Source organism: Cobetia sp. 10Alg 146, from assembly GCF_029846385.1.
In the GTDB taxonomy this organism is placed as follows: domain Bacteria; phylum Pseudomonadota; class Gammaproteobacteria; order Pseudomonadales; family Halomonadaceae; genus Cobetia; species Cobetia marina.
This window is the reverse complement of sequence record NZ_JARWKT010000001.1, coordinates 550,207-575,705: the sequence shown is the minus strand read 5'-3', so window position 1 is coordinate 575,705 and position 25,499 is coordinate 550,207. Positions and strand designations below refer to the sequence as shown.

20 protein-coding genes are annotated in these 25,499 nt (G+C 62.0%); 13 read left to right on the top strand and 7 right to left on the bottom strand.

Annotated elements, in window-relative coordinates; genetic code table 11:
* Positions 1-163: 163 nt before the first annotated feature.
* The 6 genes from QD172_RS02450 to kdgR all read right to left on the bottom strand — a co-directional run bounded on the left by QD172_RS02450 (position 164) and on the right by kdgR (position 6,705).
* On the bottom strand, positions 164-1,084 hold the full coding sequence (locus QD172_RS02450; protein WP_279854791.1) for an alpha/beta hydrolase fold domain-containing protein: 921 nt from the start codon (positions 1,082-1,084) through the stop codon (positions 164-166).
* Positions 1,085-1,202: 118 nt separating this feature from the next.
* Entirely contained in the window at positions 1,203-1,670 is a 468-nt protein-coding gene (locus tag QD172_RS02445) for a thioesterase family protein (protein WP_279854790.1), read from the bottom strand.
* The gene (locus tag QD172_RS02440) at positions 1,670-2,623 is read right to left on the bottom strand and encodes an L-carnitine dehydrogenase (protein ID WP_279854789.1); all 954 of its coding nucleotides are present in this window, start codon (positions 2,621-2,623) and stop codon (positions 1,670-1,672) included. Before QD172_RS02440 ends, QD172_RS02445 begins: the two co-directional genes overlap by 1 nt.
* Positions 2,620-3,555, bottom strand: coding sequence for a 3-keto-5-aminohexanoate cleavage protein (locus tag QD172_RS02435; RefSeq protein WP_279854788.1), 936 nt, complete (start codon positions 3,553-3,555; stop codon positions 2,620-2,622). Before QD172_RS02435 ends, QD172_RS02440 begins: the two co-directional genes overlap by 4 nt.
* Positions 3,556-4,278: 723 nt before the next feature.
* The gene (locus QD172_RS02430) at positions 4,279-5,307 is read right to left on the bottom strand and encodes a polysaccharide lyase family 7 protein (RefSeq protein ID WP_279854787.1); all 1,029 of its coding nucleotides are present in this window, start codon (positions 5,305-5,307) and stop codon (positions 4,279-4,281) included.
* A gap of 597 nt (positions 5,308-5,904) precedes the next feature.
* Positions 5,905-6,705: a DNA-binding transcriptional regulator KdgR gene (kdgR, locus tag QD172_RS02425; RefSeq protein WP_077371163.1), complete on the bottom strand. Its 801-nt coding sequence runs from the start codon at positions 6,703-6,705 to the stop codon at positions 5,905-5,907.
* A 351-nt stretch (positions 6,706-7,056) separates the two neighbouring features.
* Here kdgR and QD172_RS02420 point away from each other — a divergent pair, with 351 nt between their 5' ends.
* The 7 genes from QD172_RS02420 (at position 7,057) to QD172_RS02390 (ending at position 17,796) form a co-directional block, all read left to right on the top strand.
* Positions 7,057-7,401, top strand: coding sequence for a cupin domain-containing protein (locus QD172_RS02420; protein ID WP_279854786.1), 345 nt, complete (start codon positions 7,057-7,059; stop codon positions 7,399-7,401).
* Between the two features lie 165 nt (positions 7,402-7,566).
* On the top strand, positions 7,567-8,340 hold the full coding sequence (locus QD172_RS02415) for an SDR family oxidoreductase (protein ID WP_279854785.1): 774 nt from the start codon (positions 7,567-7,569) through the stop codon (positions 8,338-8,340).
* Between the two features lie 137 nt (positions 8,341-8,477).
* Entirely contained in the window at positions 8,478-10,637 is a 2,160-nt protein-coding gene (locus QD172_RS02410; RefSeq protein ID WP_176494129.1) for a heparinase II/III family protein, read from the top strand.
* Positions 10,638-10,742: 105 nt separating this feature from the next.
* Positions 10,743-12,884: a heparinase II/III family protein gene (locus QD172_RS02405; protein WP_279854784.1), complete on the top strand. Its 2,142-nt coding sequence runs from the start codon at positions 10,743-10,745 to the stop codon at positions 12,882-12,884.
* 224 nt (positions 12,885-13,108) lie between these two features.
* Positions 13,109-14,896, top strand: coding sequence for a transporter (locus tag QD172_RS02400; protein ID WP_077371173.1), 1,788 nt, complete (start codon positions 13,109-13,111; stop codon positions 14,894-14,896).
* A 337-nt stretch (positions 14,897-15,233) separates the two neighbouring features.
* Entirely contained in the window at positions 15,234-15,926 is a 693-nt protein-coding gene (locus QD172_RS02395; protein WP_167592992.1) for an oligogalacturonate-specific porin KdgM family protein, read from the top strand.
* 154 nt (positions 15,927-16,080) lie between these two features.
* Positions 16,081-17,796 (top strand): hypothetical protein, encoded by a 1,716-nt coding sequence (locus QD172_RS02390; protein ID WP_279854783.1) that lies wholly within the window; start codon positions 16,081-16,083, stop codon positions 17,794-17,796.
* A gap of 23 nt (positions 17,797-17,819) precedes the next feature.
* On the opposite strand, the gene QD172_RS02385 is transcribed toward QD172_RS02390, so the two are convergent.
* Positions 17,820-18,857 carry a LacI family DNA-binding transcriptional regulator gene (locus QD172_RS02385; RefSeq protein ID WP_279854782.1) on the bottom strand — a complete coding sequence of 346 codons (1,038 nt, stop codon included), beginning with the start codon at positions 18,855-18,857 and terminating at the stop codon, positions 17,820-17,822.
* 162 nt (positions 18,858-19,019) lie between these two features.
* On the opposite strand from QD172_RS02385, the gene ltnD reads away from it, so the two are divergent.
* The 6 genes from ltnD to QD172_RS02355 all read left to right on the top strand — a co-directional run bounded on the left by ltnD (position 19,020) and on the right by QD172_RS02355 (position 25,466).
* Positions 19,020-19,958 (top strand): L-threonate dehydrogenase, encoded by a 939-nt coding sequence (gene ltnD / locus QD172_RS02380; protein ID WP_279854781.1) that lies wholly within the window; start codon positions 19,020-19,022, stop codon positions 19,956-19,958.
* The gene (gene otnK, locus QD172_RS02375) at positions 19,958-21,310 is read left to right on the top strand and encodes a 3-oxo-tetronate kinase (protein WP_279854779.1); all 1,353 of its coding nucleotides are present in this window, start codon (positions 19,958-19,960) and stop codon (positions 21,308-21,310) included. Before ltnD ends, otnK begins: the two co-directional genes overlap by 1 nt.
* Entirely contained in the window at positions 21,307-21,960 is a 654-nt protein-coding gene (gene otnC, locus QD172_RS02370) for a 3-oxo-tetronate 4-phosphate decarboxylase (protein WP_084208428.1), read from the top strand. The genes otnK and otnC overlap by 4 nt, the downstream gene beginning before the upstream one ends.
* Before the next feature lie 38 nt (positions 21,961-21,998).
* A complete protein-coding gene (gene otnI, locus QD172_RS02365) occupies positions 21,999-22,811 on the top strand; it encodes a 2-oxo-tetronate isomerase (protein ID WP_279854778.1) in 813 nt (270 codons plus the stop codon).
* A 127-nt stretch (positions 22,812-22,938) separates the two neighbouring features.
* Positions 22,939-23,934, top strand: a complete 996-nt coding sequence (gene denD / locus QD172_RS02360) for a D-erythronate dehydrogenase (protein ID WP_279854777.1) — start codon at positions 22,939-22,941, stop codon at positions 23,932-23,934.
* A 155-nt stretch (positions 23,935-24,089) separates the two neighbouring features.
* Positions 24,090-25,466: a gluconate:H+ symporter gene (locus QD172_RS02355; protein ID WP_077371191.1), complete on the top strand. Its 1,377-nt coding sequence runs from the start codon at positions 24,090-24,092 to the stop codon at positions 25,464-25,466.
* Positions 25,467-25,499: the final 33 nt, after the last annotated feature.

The window sequence follows — 25,499 nt, the reverse complement described above, 5'->3', positions numbered from 1 at the left end:
TGAAGCGTGATCCACCGTAGCCATGAGAATGTCTCGTCCAGACACGGCAGATGAGGGTGCACCTCGGGCCGGCCAGTGCTTGAGGTGGATCACGACGAAAAGAGGCCCGTACCGATGCCATCGGTACGGGCCTCTTTTCATGGCACGACCGCCCGGGGCGGCATCATGCCTCGTCAAGACGGCGCGTCAAGGCGTCACAGAAATCACGCCAGGCGATGCCCATCTCAGGCAATTCATGATGGGCGTGCAGGGCGGCGTGGACCATCCCCGTCGCGCAGTGATAGCCGACTTCCGCCCCCTGGGCTTTCCAGGTGGCGACGGCCGCCTCCAGCGGCGCCGTGAGAGGGTCATGTTCGACCGAGAGCACTTCGATGACCTGCGCCGGTGCCTGCCGTGAATGGGGTGGCGTCATGGCGTAACTGTGCGAGGGGTCACCCTCGGCCACCAGCTGCCACATGGCGACGATTTCTTCACGGCTCAGCAGTGGCGCCGTCGGCCCCAGTGTGGCGAGGTCCTCATTGTCGAGGCTCAGTACCGGGTCCATCGGCGGGTAGATGAGGCCCAGCACATAGGGGGAGTGTGTCTCGTGATGCAGGCGTGAGACATCCATGACCAGGCGACCGCCAGCACTGTCGCCGACGACTGCGACAGGGGTCAGTTCACGCACGGCAACCTCACAATCCATCAGCGCCTGTTGATAGGACGCTTCGGGCAACAGCCGGTAATCCACGCTGATGACCTCACGATTGAGCCGTGACGCCAGGCTTGAGGCCACGCCCTGATGGCTATCCAGCGAACCGACCTGCCAGCTGCCACCGTGCAGATAGACGACACAGCCGTCCTTGCGTGGCGCCTCACGCGTCGGGCGGAAACGTCGCAGGGCAATGACGTGGCCATCATCGGAATGCAGTGTCTCGTCGCTTGGCGTGACGCCGTCTGCGAGTGGCGCGGCCAGGCGCGCGTAGAGGGCTTCGCACTGAGGCCGGCTCTCGGCGACTGACAGGCCTGCCAATTCGGCCATGCCGTCGGCGAAGGCGTCGATGAACGCCTGGCAACGCAGCGGTGAAGATGTCTCGTGTGTCATGGTCTCTGGCTCGAAAGGAAAAATGTCATGCATACGATAACACCCCGCCAGAAACTGACGGGGTGTCGGTCCATCCTTCGAAAGGACGGTCTACCTCTTGATGCTGTCGGTGCGCGTATCAGGCCGTCTTGCGACGGATACCGATACGGCGGCCGGCCGCCTTGGGCCATTCATCGTCGCCTGCCGGCTGGGGCAGGGCGGCGATGCGCTCCGCCACCGCTTCCGGGCAGGGGGTCGGACGACCGCCACTGATGCTCATCGCCATCAACATCTGCTCGCTGGTGGCAATCTCGCCGCCGTCGGCATCGGTCAGAGTGAACAGCACGTGCTGACGCTTGGGGTCGTGATCCAGCAGCAGGACCTTGACCTTGAGTGTCTGGCCTTCGTGCGCCTCCGCCAGGTAGCACAGGTGCGTCTCCAGGGTGTAGATGGTCAGGTCGTGTTCGCGACGACCCTCGGCATCCAGGCCCACGTGCTCCATCAGTGCCTCGACTGCCATCGAGAAGGCACGCGCGTATTCGGCATCATTCATGTGGCCGTTGTAGTCGACCCATTCATGCGGCACCGTGATCTCGAGCAGGTCCATCAGATACGCCCCTCGAGACCTTCGGCTTCCGGCCAGTACTTGCGCGTCAGCGTCAGCAGCTCGACCAGGAAGTCATCGCGACGACGATCCAGCTCGGCAACCGGGCGACCCGCTGCCTGGTATTCGCAGCCTTCCACGACCTTGTCGATCAGCTCGTCGGTCAGCTCCGGCGCTTCGAGCTTGGTCCACGGCAGTTTCAGGGCCGGGCCGAACTGTTCGAGCATGTGACGCATGCCCGGCTCGCCGCCGGCGAGGTGGAAGGTCAGGAAGGTGCCCATCAGCGACCAGCGCAGACCACAGCCATAGACGACGGCCGCGTCGATCTCTTCGGTGGTGGCGACGCCATCGTTGACCAGGTGCAGGGCTTCACGCCACAGCGCTTCCATCAGACGATCCGCGATGTGACCTTCGATCTCGCGACGCACGATCAGCGGACGCATGGCCAGTGCTTGATAGTCTTCGCGTGCGCCTTCCAGCACCGCCGGGGAGGTGTGCTCGCCACCCACCAGCTCGACCAGCGGCAGCAGATAGACCGGGTTGAACGGGTGGGCGACGATGACGCGGCCCGGCGCCTTCTTGCAATCCTGCTGCAGATCGGTCGGCTTGAAACCGGAGGTGGAAGAGCCGATCACCACGTGCTCTTCGGCCGCGGCATCGATGGCGCTGAGGATTTCCTGCTTGAGCGGCAGACGCTCCGGCACGTTTTCCTGGATCAGATCAGCACCGACGACAGCTTCTTCGAGGGTCGCGGCGAAGCGCAGACGCTCGACGGAAGCGCCTTCCGCCAGGCCATCCTTCTCCAGTGCATGCCAGGCATTCTCGACGAAGGCGCGAGTGCGGGCTTCGGCGTCCGGGGCCGGATCAAAGGCGACCACATCCCAGCCATTGGCCAATGCACGTGAGATCCAGCCATTGCCGATGACACCGGTTCCTACGACAGATAACTGGCTCATGCGACACCTCCAGCGGTTTCGAGGGCTGCCACGTCGCCGGCGGTCTTGCCGGTGGACGGATCACGCAGCTTGAGGAAGGCGCGAGTCTCGGCCGGGGTCATCACGCTGGAGCCCAGGTTCTCGATGATGCCAGAGGACTTCTCGACCAGCTGAGCGTTTGTGGCCATCACACCCTTGGACAGATAGAGGTTGTCTTCGAGACCGACGCGAGCGTGACCGCCCAGCAGCACAGCCTGTGCGACCATCGGCATCTGCATGCGGCCGATACCGAAGGCTGCCCAGTTGGAGTTGATCGGCAGCTTGTTCTTCATGGTCAGCATGGTTTCGGTGTCGGCTTCCGCGCCCCACGGAATGCCCAGGCACAGCTGGAACAGCAGGTCGTCGTCGAGCAGGCCTTCCTGCTGCAGCTGGCGAGCGAACCAGACGTGGCCCAGGTCGAAGCACTCGAGCTCCGGCTTGACGCCAGCGGCCTGCACCAGACGAGCGTGCTCACGCAGCCAGTCAGCGGTGTTGATGTAGACCATGTCGCCGAAGTTCAGGCTGCCGCAGTCCAGGGTGCACAGTTCCGGCAGCAGTTCCTGGATCGGCGCGTGACGCTCGGCCGGGGTCTGGATGTCGGTGCCCGGGCCACCACGAGTCGGGTCGTTGACGTCAGGAATCCAGTCGCCGCCGCCACCGGCGGTGATGTTCATGACGATGTCGGTGTCGGCGGAACGCACACGGTCCATGACTTCACGGAAGTGCTCGGTAGAGTGGCTGATGCCGCCGGTCTCCGGATCACGCACGTGAATGTGGGCCACGCTGGCGCCGGCCTTGGCCGCCGCGATGCAGTCATCGGCGATCTGCTTCGGCGTCACCGGGACATTCGGGTTCTTGCTGGCGGTATCACCCGCGCCAGTGATGGCGCATGTCAGGATAGTCTTGCGATTCATCGTCGAGCCTCACGTGTCAGGACACTTGTCTGCGGTAAGTCGCAGCGGCCATGTCACCAGACGTCAACCTGCACGTCCCGGTCGTATCGCCTCTGCGCCTTTGTTGAACACAGTGTCGTGAAGTTGGGGGCAGCGAGATGATCAGAACACGCCGGATACTTTGCGTTTTACGTCAACCTGCCGCTCGTAGCAGATTGAGGGTGATCACTGACCTCCCTTGCAGGCTTCTCGACGTCTTCTCCGGCAGGCAGGGCAAGGTTATCGATACGCTCATTGCGTTGAGGAGGAGAGGGTCGAGATGAAGGAAGAGTGTAGGGATGAGAGATGAGAGAGGAAGTGAGAGGGAGTGAGAGGAGAGAGGGAGTGAGAGGAGAGAGGGAGTGAGAGGGAGCGAGAGGAGAGAGGGAGTGAGAGGGAGTGAGAGGGAGCGAGAGGAGAGAGAAGAAAGGTGGCGTGAGAAGAGAGCGACAGGAAGGAGAGACAAGCCAAGGGAAATGGACAGTCTCGAGTGCCCTGGTCATCGGCAACGCAACTCCCCCTGGATTGCCAGAGGTAGGGCTTCTGACAATCCAGGGGGAAGAGGACGACATGCCCCTGGCTGAAGAGACATGTCCCTGGCTCAAGAGTATGAGTGGCAATCCCTTGCCCGAGACTCGTGATCTCACGCGGGTCTCATCCCTTGGGCGTCTCAGCGCTTCAGCATCTGATCAGTTCAATCTTTCATCACTGAATCTTGCCGCTTTTCAGCTCAGAGAAGACCACCTTGGCGTAGTCGCCGTTGGCCTTGTCGGTTTCCCATACGCCCGTACCTTCACAGGCATTGGAACTGGCCTTGGTGTTGCACTGGTTGTAGGAGCCCGCCTTGAAGTACATCCAGTCACCGGCGTAGCCCGCCGGAAGGTCATCTGCGTCCACCTTGCCGTTGGCATCGACATTGTCGGCAAGGTTGATCTCGAAATTGCGTGTCGGATGGCCGTCCGAATTGAAGGTCAGATGCATGATGTCGCCCTTGACCTCGACCTTGTAGCTGAAGGTCTCGCCCAGCGAAATGCCTTCCTTGCCGGGATCAGCGTTGCTGCTCCAGTCGTTGCCCCATACCGCATAGCTGACATCCGTGCGTTTGGGATCTTCCTTGGCGAGATTCTTCTCGTAGTTCCAGAACACCGAGCCAGTGTCCTGATCCGGCAGCTTCTTGTAGAAGATCTTGAGTGGCTCGTTGCCATGTCCAAAGCCTTCATTCGCCTCCATCAATGCCTGGTCCTTGCCAGCATGTATCTGGCCGATGACCACCGAATAGGCTGACTTCCTGTCTGGTTTCTTCGAACGCTCCGCGACATGTTCCACGCGCAACGTGGCCTCAAGGTAGCCGCCTATCTGAGCGAATTCATCGGCCTTTTCATGCGAGGCGAGTGCGAAGTTGTTCTTCGGATCATGGGTGCCGATGCTGGTGTCGGTACCGCGTAGCATCTGACGCAGTTCCGTGCGGGCATTGCTTGAATTTGGCGTCGTGAAGGCGCTGTTGGGCGTCACGAAGACCATATGGGAATCATCGTCGAGATAGAAGTAGTCAGAGTGACGATAGCTCTGAAGGTCTGACACCTTGATTTCATCCACCTTGCCATTGCCGTCGGCGTCCATCGGCAGTGTCAGCTTCCAAGTGCTGAGGTCGAATGTCTCTCCGGGGGGAGTGTCATTGGCAGCACTTGGCGATGAAATGATACCTGCACTGGCAGCGAGGAGAAATGCTGTCACCAAGGGGTGGCGTACCCGAGTATTACGCATGGTCTCAAGCCTTTTTTATGCTTATGGGGTGAGTGCCAAGATGGCAGTCGAAGGCTAGAGCCAGTTGATCATGACTGTCAAGACGATTATTGATGAAAATGAAATAGCGTTTTGAAAACTGGATTTCCAATATTTTACAGAGGGTTATGTGGTGATCTGAGAGGTGGAATCGTGCTTTCAGCCATGAGAGAGGAAAGGTATCGCTGTTGGCATCTCAATGATTGATAAGGAAAAAATCATATCAATGCGTTTTCTTGAATTTCCATGTCATCCATTGGTCATGCATGGCGGTTTCGCCATGGTGGACGCTGAATGAAGACAAGGCTTGACCGCCTCACGCAAGAAGAGAGTGAGTAGTTGCCTGAAGAGAATGAAGAAGGTGTGGCACGGCGTGTCGACGCAATTGCTGGCATGAAGTGCTGGCATGCGGACAACGGTGTGACAGCGGAGATTCTTTCACGCTATGACATCCATCCATGGATGTCAGGCGACTGGCGAGCAATGACTTGCACGCTGCGTGTCGGATAGCGAAGCGCTACCTGACGTCGTTCAGGCGTGATGCGTGTCTCAATCCGTTTCCTTCCAGCCAAGTTGGCGGGAAATATTGCGCCCGGATTCACACAGGTTGGCCTTGTAGGCCAGGGTGATGTCCTGGTGATAGCGAATGGTGGGGATGGACATGCTCAAGGCGGCAATGGCCTTGCCGGTGTGATCAAGAATCGGTGTCGCGAAACAGCACACTCCGGCGTCCATTTCCTCGAGATCTTCTGCCAGACCCGACTGACGCGCCTGTGCGAGCTGCTCATCCAGCGCCTGACGCGAGGTCAGCGTGCGCTCGGTACGCGGTTCCAATGGTTGCAGTGTCAGCAGGTGCTCAAGCTGGGCTTCGGTCATGCGTGACATCAGCGCCTTGCCCATGGCAGTGGTGTGCGCGGGGCAACGGTCACCGATGCGGGTATTCATGCACAGGTTGAAGTGCGAGTTGTACTTGTGGACATAGACGATCTCCCCGGTGCTGGCATCCAGAGTGCCCAGGTGAACCGCTTCACGGGTCAATTGCGACAGGGCGGCCATGTCGGGGTCCGCCATCTTGATCAGGTCCATGTTGCCCAGGGCTGAACTGCCCAGCACGAAGGCTTTCATGGTCAGGCGGTATTTCTCGCTTTCGCTGTCCTGGGCGACATATCCGAGGTTCTTGAGTGTCTGAAGAAACCGATAAGCAGTGCTTTTCGACATCATGGCACGCTGCGAGAGTTCGGCGAGGCTGGACTCATGATCGATATCCAGCCCCTCCAGCACTGCCATCACCTTCATCACCGCGGTGACGTTGTCGACCTTGGCTTCGGCAGCCTTGGTTTCTGAAGACATGAGATCCCTTATTCTGAAATTAATGAAACTTGATTTTAGAACACCCATCTTCGCTTTTACACCCTCAGCCGCGCTACCACAACGCTTGCGGCCGGTGGTGGCATCGATGGATGCGCTGAGCGGCAGATCATCGTCCAGGGATTGGAGCGGTCTAAAAGTCTAAGATGGAATGAAATGCTGTTTCAAAAATAAAAATCCCCTGCTACGTTTTCAAAACGCCATTTCAGATTGATGTCTCAATCGACGGTGTCCCTCGCGAATCTGCTCGCGCTGCGAGTGCGAGGGAGCGTCTCAAGGATGGGACATGGTGCTCAGGATTCAGTACCCGGTACTCAGCAGGGAGCGACAGCGATGAACGCAGGCAGTTTCTTCATCAACGACGAACAGGATTGGCAGGATGTCGAGCCGGGCATCCAGCGCAAGATCGTCGCCCACACCCCGGACCTGATGGCCGTATGCGTCAAGTTCGACCTCGGTGCCGTCGGTACGCCCCATCAGCACGAGATTCATGACCAGATCGGCTACGTCGTGCAGGGCGCATTCGAGGTCGTGCTTGACGGCGAGAAGCGCCGGCTCGGGCCGGGCGATGCCTTCGTCGCACCGCATCACACCCTGCATGGCGCCGTGGCGCTGGAGTCTGAGAGTGTGGTGATCGATCTCTTCTCGCCGCGCCGCGATGACATGCTGACACCGTGACGTTACGCCGCTCTCGGGCTCTGGCCCGGGTTGGCACTCTGGCGTCCTTAATGATGCGGTTTATCTAAATAAGACTTTGTTGATTGATGGGTGATGGCCGTTGTGCCGGGGCCACTGACGCCCGCCATTCCCCCAATTTCATTCCACAATTTCAGGAGTGTCGTGATGTTTGAAGATCTCAAGGACAGACGTGTATTGGTGACCGGTTCCACTGCAGGCATCGGGCTTGAGGTGGCGCGAGCCTTCCTGGCGGCAGGTGCCAAGGTCGTGCTGCACGGCAGCCGGAGCCCGTCTCAGGCGGAATCGCTGCTGAGCGAGCTTTCCGCGCCGGGACGCGTGTTCTATCTGCAGGCGGACGTGCGCGAGACGGCTCAGTGCGAGGCGCTGGTGAAGCAGGCCGTCGAGGCCATGGGCGGACTGGACGTGCTGGTCAACAATGCCGGCGGTCTTGGCGGGCGCCAGGGGCTCGAGGGCATTGACGATGACTTCTTCGACAATGTCATCGACCTCAACATTCGCTCGGTGGTGATGGTGACGCGCTTCGCGATTGAGCCGCTGCGCGCCTCGGCCCACCAGTCCGGACAGAGCAGCAGCGTGATCACGACCGGGTCAATCGCGGGGCGTGAAGGCGGTGGCCTGGGCGCGTGCCTTTACGGTGGCAGCAAGGCGATGGTGCACAACCTGCATCGCAACTGGGTCAAGGAATTCACCAAGGACAGCATCCGCTTCAATACCGTGGCGCCGGGCACCATCGATACGGCCTTCCATGCCGACAAGAGCGATGCGCTCAAGCAGACCATCGCCGGCAGCATCGCCATGGGGCGCTTCGGCGAGTGCCAGGAAATGGCGCCGACCTACCTCTATCTCGCCTCGCATGCGGCCAGTGGCTATGTCACCGGCCAGGTGATCGACGTCAATGGTGGGCAGATGTGTCCGTGAGTTCGTCAATCCGTGCTCAGGCAACCCCAGCGCCCCCTGGTGTCGCGGGACCGGGCGAGACTGAGCCAACCCGGGCCGCCCGACGAGCTGTCGGGCATCAAGACGACACGCCAACCATCATCACGAGTGGCCACGCCATGGAACAGACATTGCTATTGGATCGCGCAGCACTGACGGCGCTGCGCCAGGCCCATGAATCGCAGGACAGGAGCGGACTGCTGGCACGCCGGCTGGCACATGCCGAGACGAGCCTGGCGTCGGTGCTCTCGGCACCCCTGTGCATTCCCGGGCAGGGTGAGGCGGGCGGAGAAGAGCATGCACGCCACAAGCTCAACTATCAGCACGTCAATCTGGCCTCTCAGCTGTGGCTGGTGACACATGATGAGCGCTATCTCGAATTCGTGCGTGGCCTGTTGCTGGGATATGCCGAGATCTATGAAGCGCTGCCCGCCCATGTCTCCAGGGACAGCAATCCGCCGGGCAAGCTGTTTCACCAGTGTCTGAACGAGGGGATGTGGCTGCTGTACGCCGCGGATGCCTACGGCAATATCCGCTCCGAATTGCCTGAGGCGGAGCGTGAGCAGATCGAAGCGCATCTGTTGCGTCCGATGATCGACCTGCTGGTGGTGCAGAACGCCCATGACTTCGATGTGGTGCACAACCATGGCATCTGGTCCGTGGCGGCGGCGGGGATTGCCGGGCTGGTACTGGGAGACGAGGCGCTGGTGGAGCAGTCATTGCTCGGCAATGCCCGTGATGGCGTCAGCGGTGGCTTTCTCGCCCAGCTGGACCAGCTGTTCTCGCCGGATGGCTATTACCTGGAAGGCCCCTATTACCATCGCTTCGCCCTCAGACCGATGGTGCTCTTCGCCGAGGCATTGGTGAACAGTGGCGTGCGGCCGGACATCCATGATCATCGCGATCAGATCATTCGCAAGGCGATTCTGTGTCTGCAGGAGGTCGCGTTCCCCGATGGCCGTTTCCTGGCGCTCAATGACAGCTCAAGAACCATGGGACTGATCGATGAGGGCGCGATGCTGGGCGCGGCCACGCTGCTCAAGCGCTATCAGGATACGCGGCTCAATCCGGCGGTGGCCGGGCTGGTGCGCGACAAGGTCGAACGCCTGCCGCTGTGTGGTGGCAGTCAGTCGCTGGCGGAATTCGCCGAGACGGCGTCACGGGCCCCCGGCGCACGCGCCAGTCAATTCATTTCCGATGGACGCGAGGGCAATGCGGGCGGTCTGGCCATCCTGCGTGCGCCTTCGGCGAGCGGTGCGGAAACCATGGTGTATCTGGCGTTCGGCCAGCATGGCAGTGACCCCACGCTGCACTCGGCGCTCGATCATGGTCACTTCGATGGCCTGCACTTCGGTTATCACAACGGCCAGCACGAAGTCCTGACCGACTATGGCTTCAGTCGCTGGGTCAATATCGAACCGAAATTCGGTGGCCGCTACACCCCGGAGAACCGTTCCTACGCGAAGCAGAGCGTGGCGCACAACACCCTGGTCGTGGATGAAACCTCGCACCATGGACTGGACACCGCGCGCGCCTGTGAACATCACGGGGAACTCGACGCCTTTGACACGACTGACCCGCGTCTGCAGATGGTTCGGGCGCGGCTTCGGGATTACGTGCCGGGCGTGGTGCTCACCCGCAGCCTGCTGCTGGTCTCGCTGCCGGAGATGGCCGAGCCGCTGGTCGTGGACCTGATGCAGGCACGCAGTGATGGCACGCATCGCTATGACTACCCCTTGCATTACCAGGGGCAACTGATGATGGCAGAGCCGGCGCTCGAGCAGCAGGCCTCACCCACGGCATTGGGTGCAGCCAATGGTTACCAGCACCTGTGGAAGATGGCATCCGGCGCGGAGCAGGCGGCGGGCGTCTCGCAGGCTGTCACCTGGTTGCAGGAGAACCACTTCGTCACCGCGCGCATGGTGTGCACCGCGCCTGCCACGCTGGTCCAGGGCGTCATCGGGGCGAATGATCCCGAGCGCAATCTGCGCGATGAGCCCTACCTGCTGCTGCGCTCTCAGGCCTCTTCGCAGACGGTGGCCTGTGTCATCGAGACACACGGTGTCTTTGAGGAAGCGCGCGAGATCGCCAGTGAGGCGCGTCCCCGTGTCCTCAAGCTTCAGCTGCTTCAGGAGAGTGACGAGGCCTGTGTGCTGGCGCTTGAGCTGCGCGATGGCACTCGACACCGTCTCGCCGTCGCGCTGACGCCCGGCGAGCAGCATGCGGTGAGCGTGGCAGGCGAGCGTCTCGAATGGCAAGGCGGGTGCGCCTTGCTGTGATGCACCGCCACCTGCCTCGTGAGGCCATCCGTGTCGGTCGCTGCGAGGCAGGCCCCGGGCAACAGGCAGGATCAGTGAACGCTTCATTCAGTGAGAATTCTATCTATGTCGGCACAAGGTGATTACCTGCTCTGGACCCGTGAGGAGCTTGACGAGATTCGCAGGCAGCAGGGGCAGGACAATGCGATGGGGCGCAGCCTCGCCGCGCTGGAGGCCAGAGTGGCGGCCAGCATGGCGCGCGGTATCGTGATTCCGGGGCAGGGCGAGGCGGGTAGCTTCGAGCACAATACCCACAAGGAGAATGCCCGCGTGATCGAGGGGGCGGCTCTGTGGGGACGGCTCAGTGACAACGCGCAGGCCCTGGCGCACGCCGAGGAGCTGCTGGCGGGCTACGCGGCCTGCTACCGCGACATGCCGTATCAGGTCGCGCGCAATACCAATCCGCCCGGCAGGCTGTTCCATCAGATTCTCAACGAGCATATCTGGCTGCTGCATGCCTCGCTGGGGCTGGCGTTGCTCAAGCCGTCCCTGAGCGAGGCGCGGTATCAGGCGCTGCTGGATGGGCTTTTCCAGCCGATGCTCGAGATGTTCACCGAGACCTACCGCCACGATTTCGACCGCATTCACAATCACGGCCTGTGGGCCGTGGCGGCAGTCGGGATCTGCGCGATGGTGATCGAGAGTCCTGAGCATCTGGCGATCTCCATCGATGGCCTGGATGGCAGCGGCGAGACCGGTGGCCTTCTCGCCCAGATCGCGCTGCTGTTCTCCCCGCAGGGCTATTACGTCGAGGGCCCCTATTACCACCGCTTCGCCATCCATCCGCTGTGTCTGTTCGCGGAGGCGATCGAGCGTCACCACCCTGAACGCAGGGTGCTGACACATGCCGACGGACGCATCGAGAAATCGCTGCACGTGCTGCTGTCCACGGCCTATCCGGATGGGCGCTTTCCGGCGCTCAATGACGCCTCGCGCAGCATGGATCTCGATGATGAGGGCGCGCGCTGCGCCATGTCGCTGCTGGCGGCACGCTATGAGGCACCCCGGGAGCTGCTGGCTCTGGCGCGTCAGCAGCAGGGCTGCTGGATCCATGCCAATGGGCTGGCGCTGCTGAACGCGGTGCAGGGTGTCGACACGCAGGTGGAAGCGACCAGCCAGCTCTTCCGCGATGGCCCGGATGGCCAGTCTGGCGGGCATGCGCACCTCAAGCGTGGGCAGGGGCTTGCGGCACAGCATGTCGTGCTGACGGCCGGTCAGCACGGCATGGGGCATGGCCACTTCGATGAGCTGGGGCTGAGCTTCTTCTCGCGCGGCAAGGAAGTGCTCAAGGAATATGGCTTCGCACGCTGGGTCAATGTGGAGACCAAGTTCGGTGGGCGCTACCTCAAGGAAAACGAGGGCTATGCCAAGCAGAGTGTCGCCCACAACCTGGTCGTGGTGGACATGCAGTCGCAGCACGCGGCGAACCACGCGCTGGCGGACGAGCGACATGGCGAGATCTCATTGCTGTCTGGTTGCGCGGCGGGTGCGCGTGCCAGATGTGACAACGCGCATGACGGCGTGGCCATGCAGCGTGAGGTGCTGCTGGTGGAAAGCCGCCATACCGAGACGCCGATTCTGCTGGATGTCTTCACGCTGACCTCGGAGCAGCCGCACGTCTATGACTACACCTTCCATCATGGTGGCCATGTCGTGCGCTGGTGGGGAAGTGAATTCACCGCGCTGGATGCCCTGGAAGTGATGGGGGATCGCCACGGCTATCAGCACCTCTGGAAGCAGGGGCAGTGCCGACCCGCCACCGGACACAGCATGACCTGGCTTGAGGGTGACAGTTTCCATAGCTGGCATCAGATCACCCAGGCACCTGCTGAAGCCTTCCAGCTGCGTGTCGGTGCCAATGACCCTGATCACAACCTGCGGCCTGACGCCAAGGTGATGACGCGCCTGACCGCCACCTCGCAGACCTTCTATTCCCTGTTCGAGAGTCACGGGCATTTCGATGAAGCTCTGGAGCAGTGTGGTGGGGCGCGTCCGCAGGTGATCCATTTCCGGGTGCTGCCGAGTCCGGATGGCGTGACGATTATCGAGTTGACCTTCGCTACCGGTCGACTGCTGGTGGTGCTGGCCGAGCCAGCCCGACAAGGGGAAAGCCTGACGCTCGAGGCCGGGGAGCGCCCCCTGCGAATCGAGCAGGATGTCACGCTCATTGATCTTCCAGACAAGGCGCGGGTGTCACACAACGCCTGACCCGCCGTCGGCGTCCGAGGTCTGGATGGCGTCAACCGGGAGTCGATTCAGGATGTGATTTGGACCGATCCAAGCAACGGCCGGGATCTCTCCCGGTGGTAGAAGACGCTGCCAGCGACAGATGAGACAGCGGCCCCCGTGGTCAGGGAAAGGCGGCGGGGAAACGTGCACTGCCGGGTGCGCAACAACAATGACAAGACAGATAAAGACAAGAGTGCATTGCCATGAACCTAGATCTGGATACTGCCGTCATCGGCATCTATTTCCTCTTTCTGATCGCCATAGGCTGGCTGTTCAGAACCTTTACCTCAAGCACCAGTGATTACTTCCGCGGTGGCGGCAAGATGCTGTGGTGGATGGTCGGTGCGACCTCCTTCATGACCCAGTTCAGTGCCTGGACCTTCACCGGTGCGGCAGGCAAGGCCTACAACGATGGCTTTGCCGTGGCGATCATCTTCATGGCCAATGCCTTCGGCTATCTGATGAACTATCTGTATTTCGCACCACGCTTCCGGCAGCTGCGGGTCATCACCGTGATCCAGGCGATCCGGCAGCGCTTCGGGGCCGTCAACGAACAGGTCTTCACCTGGTCCTCCATGCCCACCAGCATCATCAATGCGGGCATCTGGCTCAATGGTCTGGCCATCGTGACCTCCGGGCTGTTCGGCTATGACATGGAAACCACCATCATCGTGACCGGTCTGGTCGTGCTGGTGATGTCGGTGACCGGCGGTTCCTGGGCGGTCATCGCGTCCGATTACATGCAGATGGTCATCATCATGGCCGTCACCATCACCTGTGCCATCGTGGCCGTGATCCACGCCGGCGGCCCGAGCCATGTCGTGGAAGACTTCCCGGTGAACTTCCTGATCGGGGGTGACATGAACTACCTGTCGCTGTTCGCGCTATGGGGGTTCTTCATCTTCATCAAGCAGTTCAGCATCACCAACAACCTGCTCAACTCCTATCGCTACCTGGCGGCCAAGGATTCGAAGAATGCGCGCAAGGCGGGTCTGCTGGCCTGTGTCCTGATGACCATGGGTCCATTCATCTGGTTCATGCCCAGCTGGTTCATGGCCAGTGAAGGGGTGGATCTGTTCGCGATGTATCCCGAGGCAGGTGCCAAGGCGGCCGACTTTGCCTACATGAGCTTCGTCAGCCTCTACATGCCTGCCGGGATGCTGGGGCTGCTGGTGGCGGCGATGTTCGCCGCGACCATGTCCTCGATGGACTCCGGCCTGAATCGCAATTCCGGGATCTTCGTGAAGAACTTCTATGAGGTCGTGCTGCGTCCCAAGGCGTCTGAAGGTGAACTGCTGCTGATGTCGCGCCTGTCCTCCACCGTCTTCGGCCTGGCGATCATCGGGTTTGCCCTGTTCATCAACTCCCTGAAGGGACTGAGCCTGTTCGACGCCATGATGTATGTCGGCGCTCTGATCGGTCTGCCGATGACCATTCCCGGCCTGCTCGGCTTCTTCATCCGCAAGACGCCTGACTGGGCGGCCTGGGCGACGCTGGTGGTCGGTGGCCTGGTGTCCTATGTGGTCGGCTTCTTGATGACGCCGGACTTCATCGTCAACACCTTCGGTCTCGACGCGGACCTGACCTCGCGTGAATGGAGCGACATGAAGGTGGCGGTCGGCATCATGGCGCACACCGTGATCACGGCAGGCTTCTTCGTGCTGACCACGCTGTTCTATCGCGGCCTTTCCGCCGAGCGCGAAGCGGAAGTCGCGACCTTCTTCACCAACCGTGACACGCCCGTCATCAGCGATGACGAGGAACATCGCAGCGTCGACAACCGCCAGCGCAACATTCTCGGCTACCTGATCCTGGTTGCCGGCCTGGGCGTGATGCTGATGTTCCTGGTACCCAATCCCTTCTGGGGACGCATGGTCTTCGTGCTGTGTGGCGGCATCATCGTGGCGATCGGTCTGCTGCTGGTGACCTCCATCGACAAGACGTCACATTCCAGGGAAGAGCGCCTGGTCAGCGATGGCAGTACGCGCTGACGCGGCGTGATGGTGAGCGGCGCTGGCACCTGGTGCCTCGTCGCTCACTTGGCTCGCCATTCGTGCGCGCCACTCGCTCCGTGAACCTCTGATACCCCGAACCCGAATCCCCACCTCCTGACTCGGTCAACGCCAATGACCACATCAGCAGGAGAGTCGATGCGCCTTTGCGCCATCGGCAGGGGATTCTGCGGCCTGCATCTGGCGTCTGGATCGATCCAGTACGCCGATGCCAACACAAGGCAACCCACGCGCTAGCCAATGCCGGGCACGCGACAGGACGCGGGTTGCCTGCAAGTCAATTGACTGACTCCCCATAAAAACAATGAGGTACGCCATGAAACACTACAACAAGATCTCCCTTTCGATTGCCGCACTGGTGTTCACTACCAGCGCCCAGGCCGTGACACTGGATATTCGTCATGAATACAAGCATCACGCCAAGCAACATGCCACCCGAGTCAAGGTGAGCGATTCCATCGACAACTTCTATTACGGGCTGGAATCCAAGTTTGCGTCCGAGAAACGTGAAGATGGCTCACAACCCGCGATGGGGAATCTGGAGCGCGGTGACAGCGAGATCGATTGGGGCTTCAAGTTCAAGCTGGACGATAACTGGTATATCCAACCCGGCATGCCCATCGCGTTCGGGGACGGCAAGTACACGATCAAGCCGCAGCTGCGTGTCGGCTACAAGGCCAGCAGTATCCCCTTGACCACGGCGCTGCGCTATCGTCGGGAATACTCCAACTACAGTGAAGATTCCAATGATGATTATGAACAGAACAAGATCACCTTCACCATGTCCTACAACCACGGCAAGAATAAATACTGGCTGGAGGCCAACTATTATCGCAACGAAGACAAGGACATCTACAACAATACCCGCGAGAACTACGATTATATTCTGAGTGCGGGGCGTCGCATGGGGTCATGGTTCCCGTATCTGGAATTCGCGGATGTCAGTTCCAGTTCCAGTTCCGATACGCGTCAGCTCAAGACGCGTGTTGGCTTGAAATATTATTACTGATCATGAAGTGCTAGACAGATGAGCGCGCAAGTCTTGCGCGCCCGGCGTCAGTATCACGCCTCATGATGGGGAAGGGCACTCTCGAGCCCCCGCATACTTGTGTTCGAGAGTGCAGGAATGTGCGTCGGCACGGGAATGATCGGCAGGGAGCCACATGACACAGCTGGATAGAGTCGCACTGTTCTTCTCCATCATCCTGATCGTGCTGACGATCCTGGTCTATCGTCGTCGCAGCCAGACCCCGGACAGCTTCATCCGGGGGAGCGGCAACGTGCCCTGGTGGATGGCGGGGAGTACGGCGTTCATGACGCAGTTCTCCGCCTGGACCTTCACCGGGGCCGCCCAGAAGGCCTACGAGGATGGTTTTGCCGTGCTGGTGATCTTCTGGGGCAATGCGCTGGGCTTTCTGCTGGCGGCGCTGTATTTCGCGCCGCGTTTCCGCCGGCTGAGGGTCAGCACCTATTCCGACATCCTGGAGCTGCGTTACGGCAAGACGACGCAACTCGTGTATGTCATCAGTCAGATCTTCCTGACGCTGATGACCGCCTCCATCGGCCTCTACGGCGTCTCGCTTTTCCTGAGCGCGGTCTTCGGCTTTCCGGTGGTGAGCATCGCCGTGCTGATCGGCAGCCTCATCATCGCCATTACCCTGGTGGGCGGCGTGTGGATCGTCTCGGCCAACAATTTCATACAGATGATGCAGCTGGCGATTCTCACGCTTGTCATCGGTGGCTTCTGCCTCACGCTGATGTGGAACGGATCGTTGAGCTTCCCTGAGTCGAACCGGGATTTCTGGATCGGCAGTTCACACAATAGCCTGCTCATCATGGGGATCTGGTCACTGGCCATGCTGGTCAAGCAGTGCATCAGCATCAACAATGCCACTTCCAGTTATCGCTTTCTGACCACGGCAGATGACGGCGAAGCGCGCAAGGCGGCAGGCCTGGCGTCGGTGCTGTTCGTGATCGGTCCCGTGACCTGGTTCCTGCCGCCGTGGTTGCTGGGGTCGGCGGGCATCGACCTGGCGGCACGCTATCCTGAGCTTGGCAATGACGCGGCCAACGTGGCCTATGTGCATTTCATCATCCACTACCTGCCGTCCGGTGTGCTGGGACTGGTGATCTCCGCCATGCTGGCGGTCACCATCGCGCCCATCACCACGGCCTTCAATCGTGATGCCGGCGTGATGATGCGACTCGTGATGCCACTGCTCGAGCAGACCTCCGGCATGGCAACGCGACTGGTGAGCCTGGGGCGGATGTTCGGTGTCGTGCAGGGCGTCATCGTCGTCCTGTTCGTCATCGTCCTGAGTCGCGTTGAGCTGGTGAGCCTGTTCGACATCATGATCATGTTCGGGGTCCTGCTGCAGATGCCGCTGGCACTCCCGGCCCTGATGGTGCTCTTCAGAACGGGGGCGCCTGACTGGGCCGGGTGGGGCAGTGTGCTGGTGGGGATCACGGTCACGCTTGGCAGCTATCTCTGGCTCGACATGGCGACATTGCAGCGCCTGCCCTGGCTCTCGGGCTTCCCGAAATCCCAGCTGGTCGACATCAAACTGGCGATATCGCTGGTCATCCAGATCGTGACTGTCGTCGGCTTCCTGTTCCTCGCCCGTTATCTGTATGCGCCAAGACGCCCGTTCTCACGCGCGCGACGGCTGGCGGAATTCTTCGCCAACCTCAGGCGCCCCGTCATTGCCCAACGTGAATCCCTTGAGCCTCGCCGCACGTTCAGCCTGCCGTCGCGTCTGATGTGCGTCGCGGCACTGCTGTCCGTGGCGCTGGCCAGCTTCTCCTCCACGCTGGCGGGCCTGAGTGTCTTCGTGTGTATCGCGCTGGGCCAGCTGATGATGGCGTGGCTGATGCGCTGAGCTTGTGTGTGCTCAGGGGGTGTTCAGGTACTGTCGCCGACCCGCAGCGTGAATCCCAGGTCGTGACTCAGCTCACCCACGGGCTCGCCTTGGATGCGTGCCAGCAACTTGCGTGCGGCCACACGGCCGATCTGCTCTCGCGGTGAGACGATGGTGGTGAGACGCGGGGTGACGTGCTCACCGATGGGCAGGCCATTGAAGCCGGCGATGGCGATATCCTCCGGGATGCGTACCCCAAGCCGCGCGGCGGCGAGAATCGCGCCACAGGCCATGTCATCGTTGGCGAAGTGAATGGCGTCGCAGTCAGGGTGGCTCTCGCGGATGCGCTCCAGCGCCTGCGCACCGCTGGTCATCTGCTGGCGCACGGGCAGGTCGAGCAGGGGAGCCTCCTCGATGCCGGCGGCGGCCAGCGCCTCACGGTGCCCGGCGTAGCGCATCGCTGCGCGATAGTCGCGATCGAGCTCGGCACCGGCGAAGTGGATCGTGCGATATCCGCGTGCCAGCAGGTGCTCGGTCATGGCGCGTCCGGCGGCGACATGATCCATCCCCACGTTCAGATCCAAGCCTTCCCCCAGCTCCATGATCTCAACGATCGGCTGATTCCAGTTCTCCAGTATCTGGCGCGTCGCATCGTCATGGCGCAGCCCCGTCACCACCAGTCCCGCGGCCGACCAGCCCAGAAAGGTACGGATCAGCTGGGTTTCCCGAGCCAGATCGTAATCCGTCTTGCCCAGCAGCAGCTGATAGCCGTGCGCCTCGAATTCGTCCTGCAGGCCCTTGATCACATCGATGAACACCACGTTGGACAACGAGGGCACGATCACCGGAATCACGCGACTGGAGGCCGAGGCCAGGCTGCCGGCAATCATGTTGCGCACGTAGCCGACCTTCTCGATGGCCGCTTCGACCTTGAGGCGGGTCGCTTCGCGCACGCTGTCGGGACTGTTGAAGTAGCGCGAGACGGTGATCGAGGAGACCCCGGCTTCCCGGGCCACGTCATTCAGGGTCGGCTGCATGGCACCCTTGCGGCTGCGGCGGGGAGATGATGGTGGATTAGACATATGTCGCGTTTTCTCATTTGCCGCTTGTCGTGGCTTGGAGCCTAATCTATTAATGATGTTAGCGCTAACATGGTAGCGCTAACATTCAGTAAAGTGCTGATCGGTGTGCCGCATGAGGTCGCCTTGATCATCACTTGAAACAGCTTCCGCGGGAGATGCGAGATGACAGCAGCAACGACTTCACCAGTGATCGGCCTTGTCGGCCTCGGCGCGATGGGAATGGGCAGTGCGCGCGCCATGCTGGAAGCAGGCCTGGACGTGATCGGCTGTGATATCTCGCCCGCCGCCTGTCAGGCCTTCGAAGCGGCGGGTGGCCGCGCCGTTGCCTCGCCGCTGGAACTGGCGGCCGAGTGTCAGGTGGTGGTGCTGGTGGTGGTGAATGCCGATCAGGTCGAGCAGGTGCTGTTCGGGGCGCAGGGTGAGGGGGGGCTGGCCGAGCGACTCGCGCCGGGTAGCCTGGTGATCCAGTGCGCCACCGTGGCGCCGAGCTTCGCGCGTGATCTCGAAACCCGCCTGAACGACATGCAGCTGGAGCTGCTCGACGCCCCGATCAGCGGCGGCGCCGTCAAGGCACGCAGTGGTGAGCTGTCCGTGATGTCCTCCGGTAGTGAAGCGGCTTACGTCAAGGCGGAACGCGTGCTGGCGGCGATGGCAGCCAATGTCTATCGGCTGGGCGACTGCGCCGGCCCGGGCTCGAGCGTCAAGCTGGTCAACCAGCATCTCGCCGGCGTTCACATCGCGGCGGCGGCAGAAGCCATGGCGCTGGGCATGAGCATGGGGATCGACCCCGACACCCTGTATGACGTCATCACCCATTCTGCGGGCAATTCCTGGATGTTCGAGAACCGCGTGCCGCACATCCTCAAGGGCGATTACACGCCGCTGTCGGCTGTCGACATCTTCGTCAAGGACCTGAACATCGTGCACAGCACCGGGCGCGAGCTGAAGCTTGCCATGCCGGTGGCCGGCAGTGCCCTGCAGCAGTTCACCGCCGCCAGTGGCGCCGGCTTCGGGCGCGAGGACGACTCGGCGGTCATCAAGGTCTATCAGCGTCTCGGCAGCTTCAGCCTGCCGGCCGCCAATGATGAAGGAGCGCAGTGATGCCGATCGTACTGGGCGGAATCGCCGATGACTTCACCGGCGCGACGGATCTTGCCAACAACCTGGTACGGGCCGGCATGCGCACCGTACAGGTGATCGGGGTCCCCCAGGACGCGCTGCAGGAAGGGGCGGCGAACGGGCTGGATCTGACTGAGGTAGATGCCGTGGTGGTCGCGCTCAAGTCGCGTAGCTGCCCGGTGGATCAGGCGATCAGTGAATCGCTGGCGGCGCTTGAATGGCTGAAAGCCCAGGGCGCGCGCCAGCTGTTCTTCAAGTACTGCTCGACGTTCGATTCCACGCCGGAGGGCAATATCGGCCCGGTCGCCGATGCGCTGCTGGAGGCGCTGGACAGCACTCAGACCGCCTTCGTGCCGGCGTTCCCGATCAACGGGCGCAGTGTCTATCAGGGGCATCTGTTCGTCGGCGACCGCCTGCTCAATGACAGCGGCATGCAGCATCACCCCCTCAACCCGATGACCGATGCCGACATCGTGCGCGTGCTGTCACGCCAGACGCCCCATGGCGTGGGGCTGCTCAACCACGCCACGCTGAGTGAGGGAGCGCAGGCTGCTGGTGAGCGACTTGCCACGCTGAAGGCTCAAGGAGTGCGTCATGTGGTCTGCGACAGTCTCGACGAGCGTGATCTCGAGGTATTGGCCGAGGCGCTGGTGGAGCACGCGCTGGTCACCGGTGGCTCTGGCCTCGCGCAGGCCTTGCCTGCCCAGTACCGCCGAAAGGGCTGGCTTGCGCAGATCGATGATGCGGCGGTGCTGGCCCCGGCGCAGGGCGCCGCGATGGTGCTGTCCGGCAGTTGTTCGCGCATGACGCTCAAGCAGGTGGCGCACTTCACCCAGCAGCATGCCGCCTTCGCGCTGGACCCCGTCAAGCTCAACGCGAGCGATGCCCACTTCGAGGCGGCACTCGACTTCGCTCGTGAGCAACTGGCGGCGGCGGCCCCCCGGCCATTTCTGATCTACGCCTCGGCCGAGCCGGAAGGCGTCAAGGCGGCGCAGGTGTCACTGGGCGTCAAGCAGGCCGGTGAACTCATCGAGTGCGCCCTGGCCAGTCTGGCCAGCACGCTGGTCGCGGAAGGGGTCGGTCGCCTGCTGGTGGCGGGGGGAGAAACCTCCGGCGCGGTGGTCTCGGCACTCGACATCCGTGAGCTGCGCATCGGCGGTCAGATCGACCCCGGCGTGCCGTGGACACAGGCACCGCACCCGGCCGCCGGCCCCTCGCGGCCGGAGGCGATGCTCTCGCTGACCCTCAAGTCCGGCAACTTCGGCGGCGAAGACTTCTTTACCCGGGCATTCGATGTCCTCGATGCCATGAATCCTCGCGAGGAGACCGCATGAGTCAGTCACGGCACGACATCAACGTGTTGCGCGAGCAGATCGCCACCTACGGCAAGTCACTGTTCGACCGCGGCCTGACCATGGGCTCCAGCGGCAACATCAGCCAGCGGCTGGAGGATGGCGGCTGGTTGATGACGCCGACCAATGCCTGTCTGGGGCGCCTGGACCCGGCGCGCATCTCGCGTCTCGACGCCCAGGGCGTATTGATCGATGGCGATGCCCCGACCAAGGAGCACTTCCTGCATCGCGCCATGTATGACGAGCGCCCGCAGTCCGGTGCCATCGTTCACCTGCATTCGACCCACTCGGTGGCGGTGTCCTGCCTGCCGGATGTGAATCCCTGCGAGTGCATTCCGCCGCTGACGGCCTATTACGTGATGCGGGTCGGCAAGCTGCCGCTGGTGCCTTACTACATGCCGGGCGATCCCGCGCTGGGCGATGCCGTGCGTGGTCTGGCCGGCAAGCATTGCGCCGTGCTGCTGGCCAATCATGGCCCGGTGGTGGCCGGCAAGACCCTGGAAGCGGCGGTCTATGCCACCGAGGAGCTTGAGGAAACCGCCAAGCTGTTCCTGCTGCTGCAGGGCAAGAACCCGCGTGGGATGACCCCGGAACAGGTGGCGGAACTCGAAGCCAAATTCGGCCGCCCCTGAGTGATGACCTCTTCGTCTGTGACATCCAAGGATCTGACATGACCCGATTGGCCGCCAATCTCAGCATGCTGTTCACCGAGCATGACTTTCTTGATCGCTTCGCGGCTGCGGCCGACAGCGGTTTTCGCGGGGTCGAATATCTCTTCCCCTATGCCTATTCCCCGGAAGAACTGCGCGCAAGGCTCGAGGCACACCAGCTGTCGCAGGTGCTGTTCAATCTGCCGCCGGGCGACTGGGAGGCCGGTGAGCGTGGCCTGACCTGTCTGCCGGGCCGCGAGGAGGAGTTTCGGGCCTCGGTGGCCGAGGCGATTCGCTATGCCCAGGCACTCGATTGTCCCCGCGTGCATGCCATGGCGGGGCTGGTGCCGGAGGGGGCGGATGACGCCATGCGGGCCCGTTGCACCGAGACCTACCTCAGCAACCTGCGTTACGCCGCCGCAGAGCTTGAGAAGGTCGGCAAGACACTGCTGATCGAACCGATCAACCCGCGCGACATGCCCGGCTTCTATCTGAGTGGCCAGGCGCAGGCACGCGAGATTCTCGCCCGGGTCGGCGCCGCCAACCTCAAGGTGCAGTTCGATCTCTATCACTGCCAGATCGTCGAGGGGGACCTGATCCGCAATCTGGAGGCGCAGTTCGCACACATGGGTCATGTGCAGATCGCCGGCGTGCCGGACCGTCACGAGCCGGATGTGGGGGAAGTGCACTATCCGGCGCTGTTCGCCCGGCTGGAAAGCCTGGGCTACGACGGCTGGATCGGCTGTGAATATCGTCCACGCGGTGAGACGCGCGCAGGCCTCGGCTGGGGACAGGCTTTCGGGCTCAACGACGGCCTGTCCGGCACCGCCTGATCATCAGACAAGCCAGCAACAACGCCGATAACACCAATAACGCCAACAACCACAACAACCACAACAACCACAACAACGACAACACGCCATGGGCCGTCATGCCGACGGCTGGCAAGGAGTCCACACGATGCACGTCATGATTACCGGCGCCGCCGGATTCCTCGGTCAGCGCCTGACCGAGGCCCTGATCGACAAGGGCAGCCTGAACGGCCAGCCATTGTCACGCCTGACCCTGCTGGATCAGATCGAGGCGCCACGTCCCGAGGCGGCGTCATGTCTGGCAGTCGAACCGGCCACCTCGCTGGATGTCGAGATCGTCGCCGGCGACATCGCCGATGCCGAGGTGCTTGATCGCTGCCTGGCGGGCGAGCCTGCGGTGATCTATCACCTGGCAGCCGTGGTCAGCTCGGCGGCCGAGGCGGATCTGGCACTCGGCATGCGCGTCAATTTCGACGCGACTCGCCTGCTGCTGGAAGGCTGCGCGGCACACGGGTTGAGCGATACCCGACTGGTGATGGCCAGTTCGGTCGCCGCCTATGGCGGTGATCTCCCCGAGACGCTGAGCGACATGACTGCCCTGGTGCCGCAGAACTCCTACGGCACTCAGAAGGCGATGTCGGAACTGCTGATCAATGATTACAGCCGTCGCGGGCTGGTGGATGGCTGCGTGCTGCGTCTGCCCACCATCATCGTGCGCCCGGGGCGCCCCAACGCGGCGGCCTCGAGCTTCGCCTCCTCAATCCTGCGCGAACCGCTCAATGGCGAAACCGCCATCTGCCCGGTACCGACCGAGCTTGAGATGTTCGTGATGTCGCCGCGTCGCGTGGTCGCGGCCTTGATTCAGGGCGCGGAAGTGCCGGCGGCTGATTTCGGCCTCTCGCGCTGCTTCATGCTGCCGGGCATCACCGTCAGCGTCGCCGAGATGCTCAAGGCGCTGGCAGACATCGCCGGCGAGCAGTCGCTGGCCCTCGTCAAGCATGAGCCTGACCCGCGGATCACCGCCATCGTCGGCAGTTGGCCGGCGCGCTTTGACACCCGCAAGGCGCGTGCGCTGGGCTTTGCCGGCGATGCCGACCTGCACGAGATTCTCAATGCGTATCGCGACGAGAGCGCCATCGCCTAGCCAGCGTTCGGGCATCTCATCCAGGACGAGCTCGCCAGACACCTTCGCCAGACCTGCTCGTCACACCCGTACGTCAATAACAACGATCGGTGACATGCCAGACGGCAGCGCCGACACCGCACGCCACACAATAACAATCGACAGGAGCATCACCCATGACAGACGCCGCCGTCGCGGGGCCACAGGTCATCATCGGCCTGGGTATCGCCATCTTCGTCATGATCTATCTGGTATTGAAGACCCGCGTGCATGCCTTGCTGGCCTTGATCATCGCCGCCTCGCTGGCGGGGTTGATCGGTGGCATGCCGCCCAATGAGGTCATCAGTGCCATCACCACCGGCTTTGGCAAGACGCTTTCCACCATCGGTCTCGTGATCGGCTTCGGCGTGATGATGGGGCGTGTGCTGGAGGTGACCGGTGCCGGACAGCGCATGGCCTATGCCATCCTCAATCTGCTGGGCAAGAACAAGGAAGAGGCCGCGATGGCGCTGACGGGCTACATCGTCTCCATCCCGATCTTCTGTGATTCGGCCTACGTCATCCTCAACCCGCTGGTGCGTTCACTGGCGCGCAACAGCGGACGCTCGGTGATCGGTCTGGGCATCGCGCTGGCGGCTGGCCTGATCATCACCCACTCTAGCGTGCCACCGACCCCGGGCCCGCTGGGCGTGGCGGGTATCTTCGGTGTCGACATCGGTCTGATGATCGGCTGGGGCCTGGTGATCACCGCTCCTGCGCTGATCGCACTCGTCATCTACGCCCGTATCATGGGCCCGCGCATCGAGGCGATGCTGGAGGCCCAGCCGGGTGGTTTCGAAGGTAGCGTCAAGCATGACACCGACAGCATGCTGCCTGAATCGGAGCTGCCTTCCCTGCTGATGTCCTGCATGCCGATCGGCCTGCCCATCGCGCTGATCTTCCTCAATACGCTGGTCAGTGCCGTGATGGGCGATACCAGCAATGCGCTCACCAGTACCATCGCCTTCATCGGCAACCCGGTAATCGCCGTGGGCATCGGGGTGCTGGTCGCCATCTATGGCCTGATGCCGAAGACCCCCAAACAGGAAGTCTTCGATCATCTGGAAAAGGGCGTCGAGACGGCGGGGATCATCCTGCTGGTCACCGGTGCCGGTGGTGCACTGGGCTCGGTACTGCGTGCCAGTGGCGGCGGCGATTACATCGCCATGCAGGTCGCGGCACTGGGGCTGCAGCCGCTGTTGATTCCGTTCATCATCGCAACGCTGGTGCGCTTCATCCAGGGGAGCGGCACGGTGTCGATGATTACCGCGGCCTCGATCTCCGCGCCGATCCTGATGGGCATGCCGGACGTCAACATGGTGCTGGCCGCGCAGGCCGCCTGTATCGGCGCGATGTTCTTCAGCTACTTCAATGACAGTTATTTCTGGGTCGTCAATCGCATGCTCGGCGTCAAGAGCACCAAGCATCAGATGCTGGTGCTGACATTGCCGACGACACTCGCCTGGGCCATCTCCATCATCACGCTGCTGATGCTCAACGCCATCGTCGGTTGAGCCAGCCAGGACAGTCTGCTGCAACAGCAACGC

Excerpts from the sequence above, each read along its gene's own strand:
- QD172_RS02450 (WP_279854791.1), bottom strand. The coding sequence starts at position 1,084 with ATGACACACGAGACATCTTCACCGCTGCGTTGCCAGGCGTTCATCGAC.
- QD172_RS02445 (WP_279854790.1), bottom strand. The coding sequence starts at position 1,670 with ATGGACCTGCTCGAGATCACGGTGCCGCATGAATGGGTCGACTACAAC.
- QD172_RS02440 (WP_279854789.1), bottom strand. The coding sequence starts at position 2,623 with ATGAGCCAGTTATCTGTCGTAGGAACCGGTGTCATCGGCAATGGCTGG.
- QD172_RS02435 (WP_279854788.1), bottom strand. The coding sequence starts at position 3,555 with ATGAATCGCAAGACTATCCTGACATGCGCCATCACTGGCGCGGGTGAT.
- kdgR (WP_077371163.1), bottom strand. The coding sequence starts at position 6,705 with ATGTCTTCAGAAACCAAGGCTGCCGAAGCCAAGGTCGACAACGTCACC.
- QD172_RS02420 (WP_279854786.1), top strand. The coding sequence starts at position 7,057 with ATGAACGCAGGCAGTTTCTTCATCAACGACGAACAGGATTGGCAGGAT.
- QD172_RS02415 (WP_279854785.1), top strand. The coding sequence starts at position 7,567 with ATGTTTGAAGATCTCAAGGACAGACGTGTATTGGTGACCGGTTCCACT.
- QD172_RS02410 (WP_176494129.1), top strand. The coding sequence starts at position 8,478 with ATGGAACAGACATTGCTATTGGATCGCGCAGCACTGACGGCGCTGCGC.
- QD172_RS02405 (WP_279854784.1), top strand. The coding sequence starts at position 10,743 with ATGTCGGCACAAGGTGATTACCTGCTCTGGACCCGTGAGGAGCTTGAC.
- QD172_RS02400 (WP_077371173.1), top strand. The coding sequence starts at position 13,109 with ATGAACCTAGATCTGGATACTGCCGTCATCGGCATCTATTTCCTCTTT.
- QD172_RS02395 (WP_167592992.1), top strand. The coding sequence starts at position 15,234 with ATGAAACACTACAACAAGATCTCCCTTTCGATTGCCGCACTGGTGTTC.
- QD172_RS02390 (WP_279854783.1), top strand. The coding sequence starts at position 16,081 with ATGACACAGCTGGATAGAGTCGCACTGTTCTTCTCCATCATCCTGATC.
- QD172_RS02385 (WP_279854782.1), bottom strand. The coding sequence starts at position 18,857 with ATGTCTAATCCACCATCATCTCCCCGCCGCAGCCGCAAGGGTGCCATG.
- ltnD (WP_279854781.1), top strand. The coding sequence starts at position 19,020 with ATGACAGCAGCAACGACTTCACCAGTGATCGGCCTTGTCGGCCTCGGC.
- otnK (WP_279854779.1), top strand. The coding sequence starts at position 19,958 with ATGCCGATCGTACTGGGCGGAATCGCCGATGACTTCACCGGCGCGACG.
- otnC (WP_084208428.1), top strand. The coding sequence starts at position 21,307 with ATGAGTCAGTCACGGCACGACATCAACGTGTTGCGCGAGCAGATCGCC.
- otnI (WP_279854778.1), top strand. The coding sequence starts at position 21,999 with ATGACCCGATTGGCCGCCAATCTCAGCATGCTGTTCACCGAGCATGAC.
- denD (WP_279854777.1), top strand. The coding sequence starts at position 22,939 with ATGCACGTCATGATTACCGGCGCCGCCGGATTCCTCGGTCAGCGCCTG.
- QD172_RS02355 (WP_077371191.1), top strand. The coding sequence starts at position 24,090 with ATGACAGACGCCGCCGTCGCGGGGCCACAGGTCATCATCGGCCTGGGT.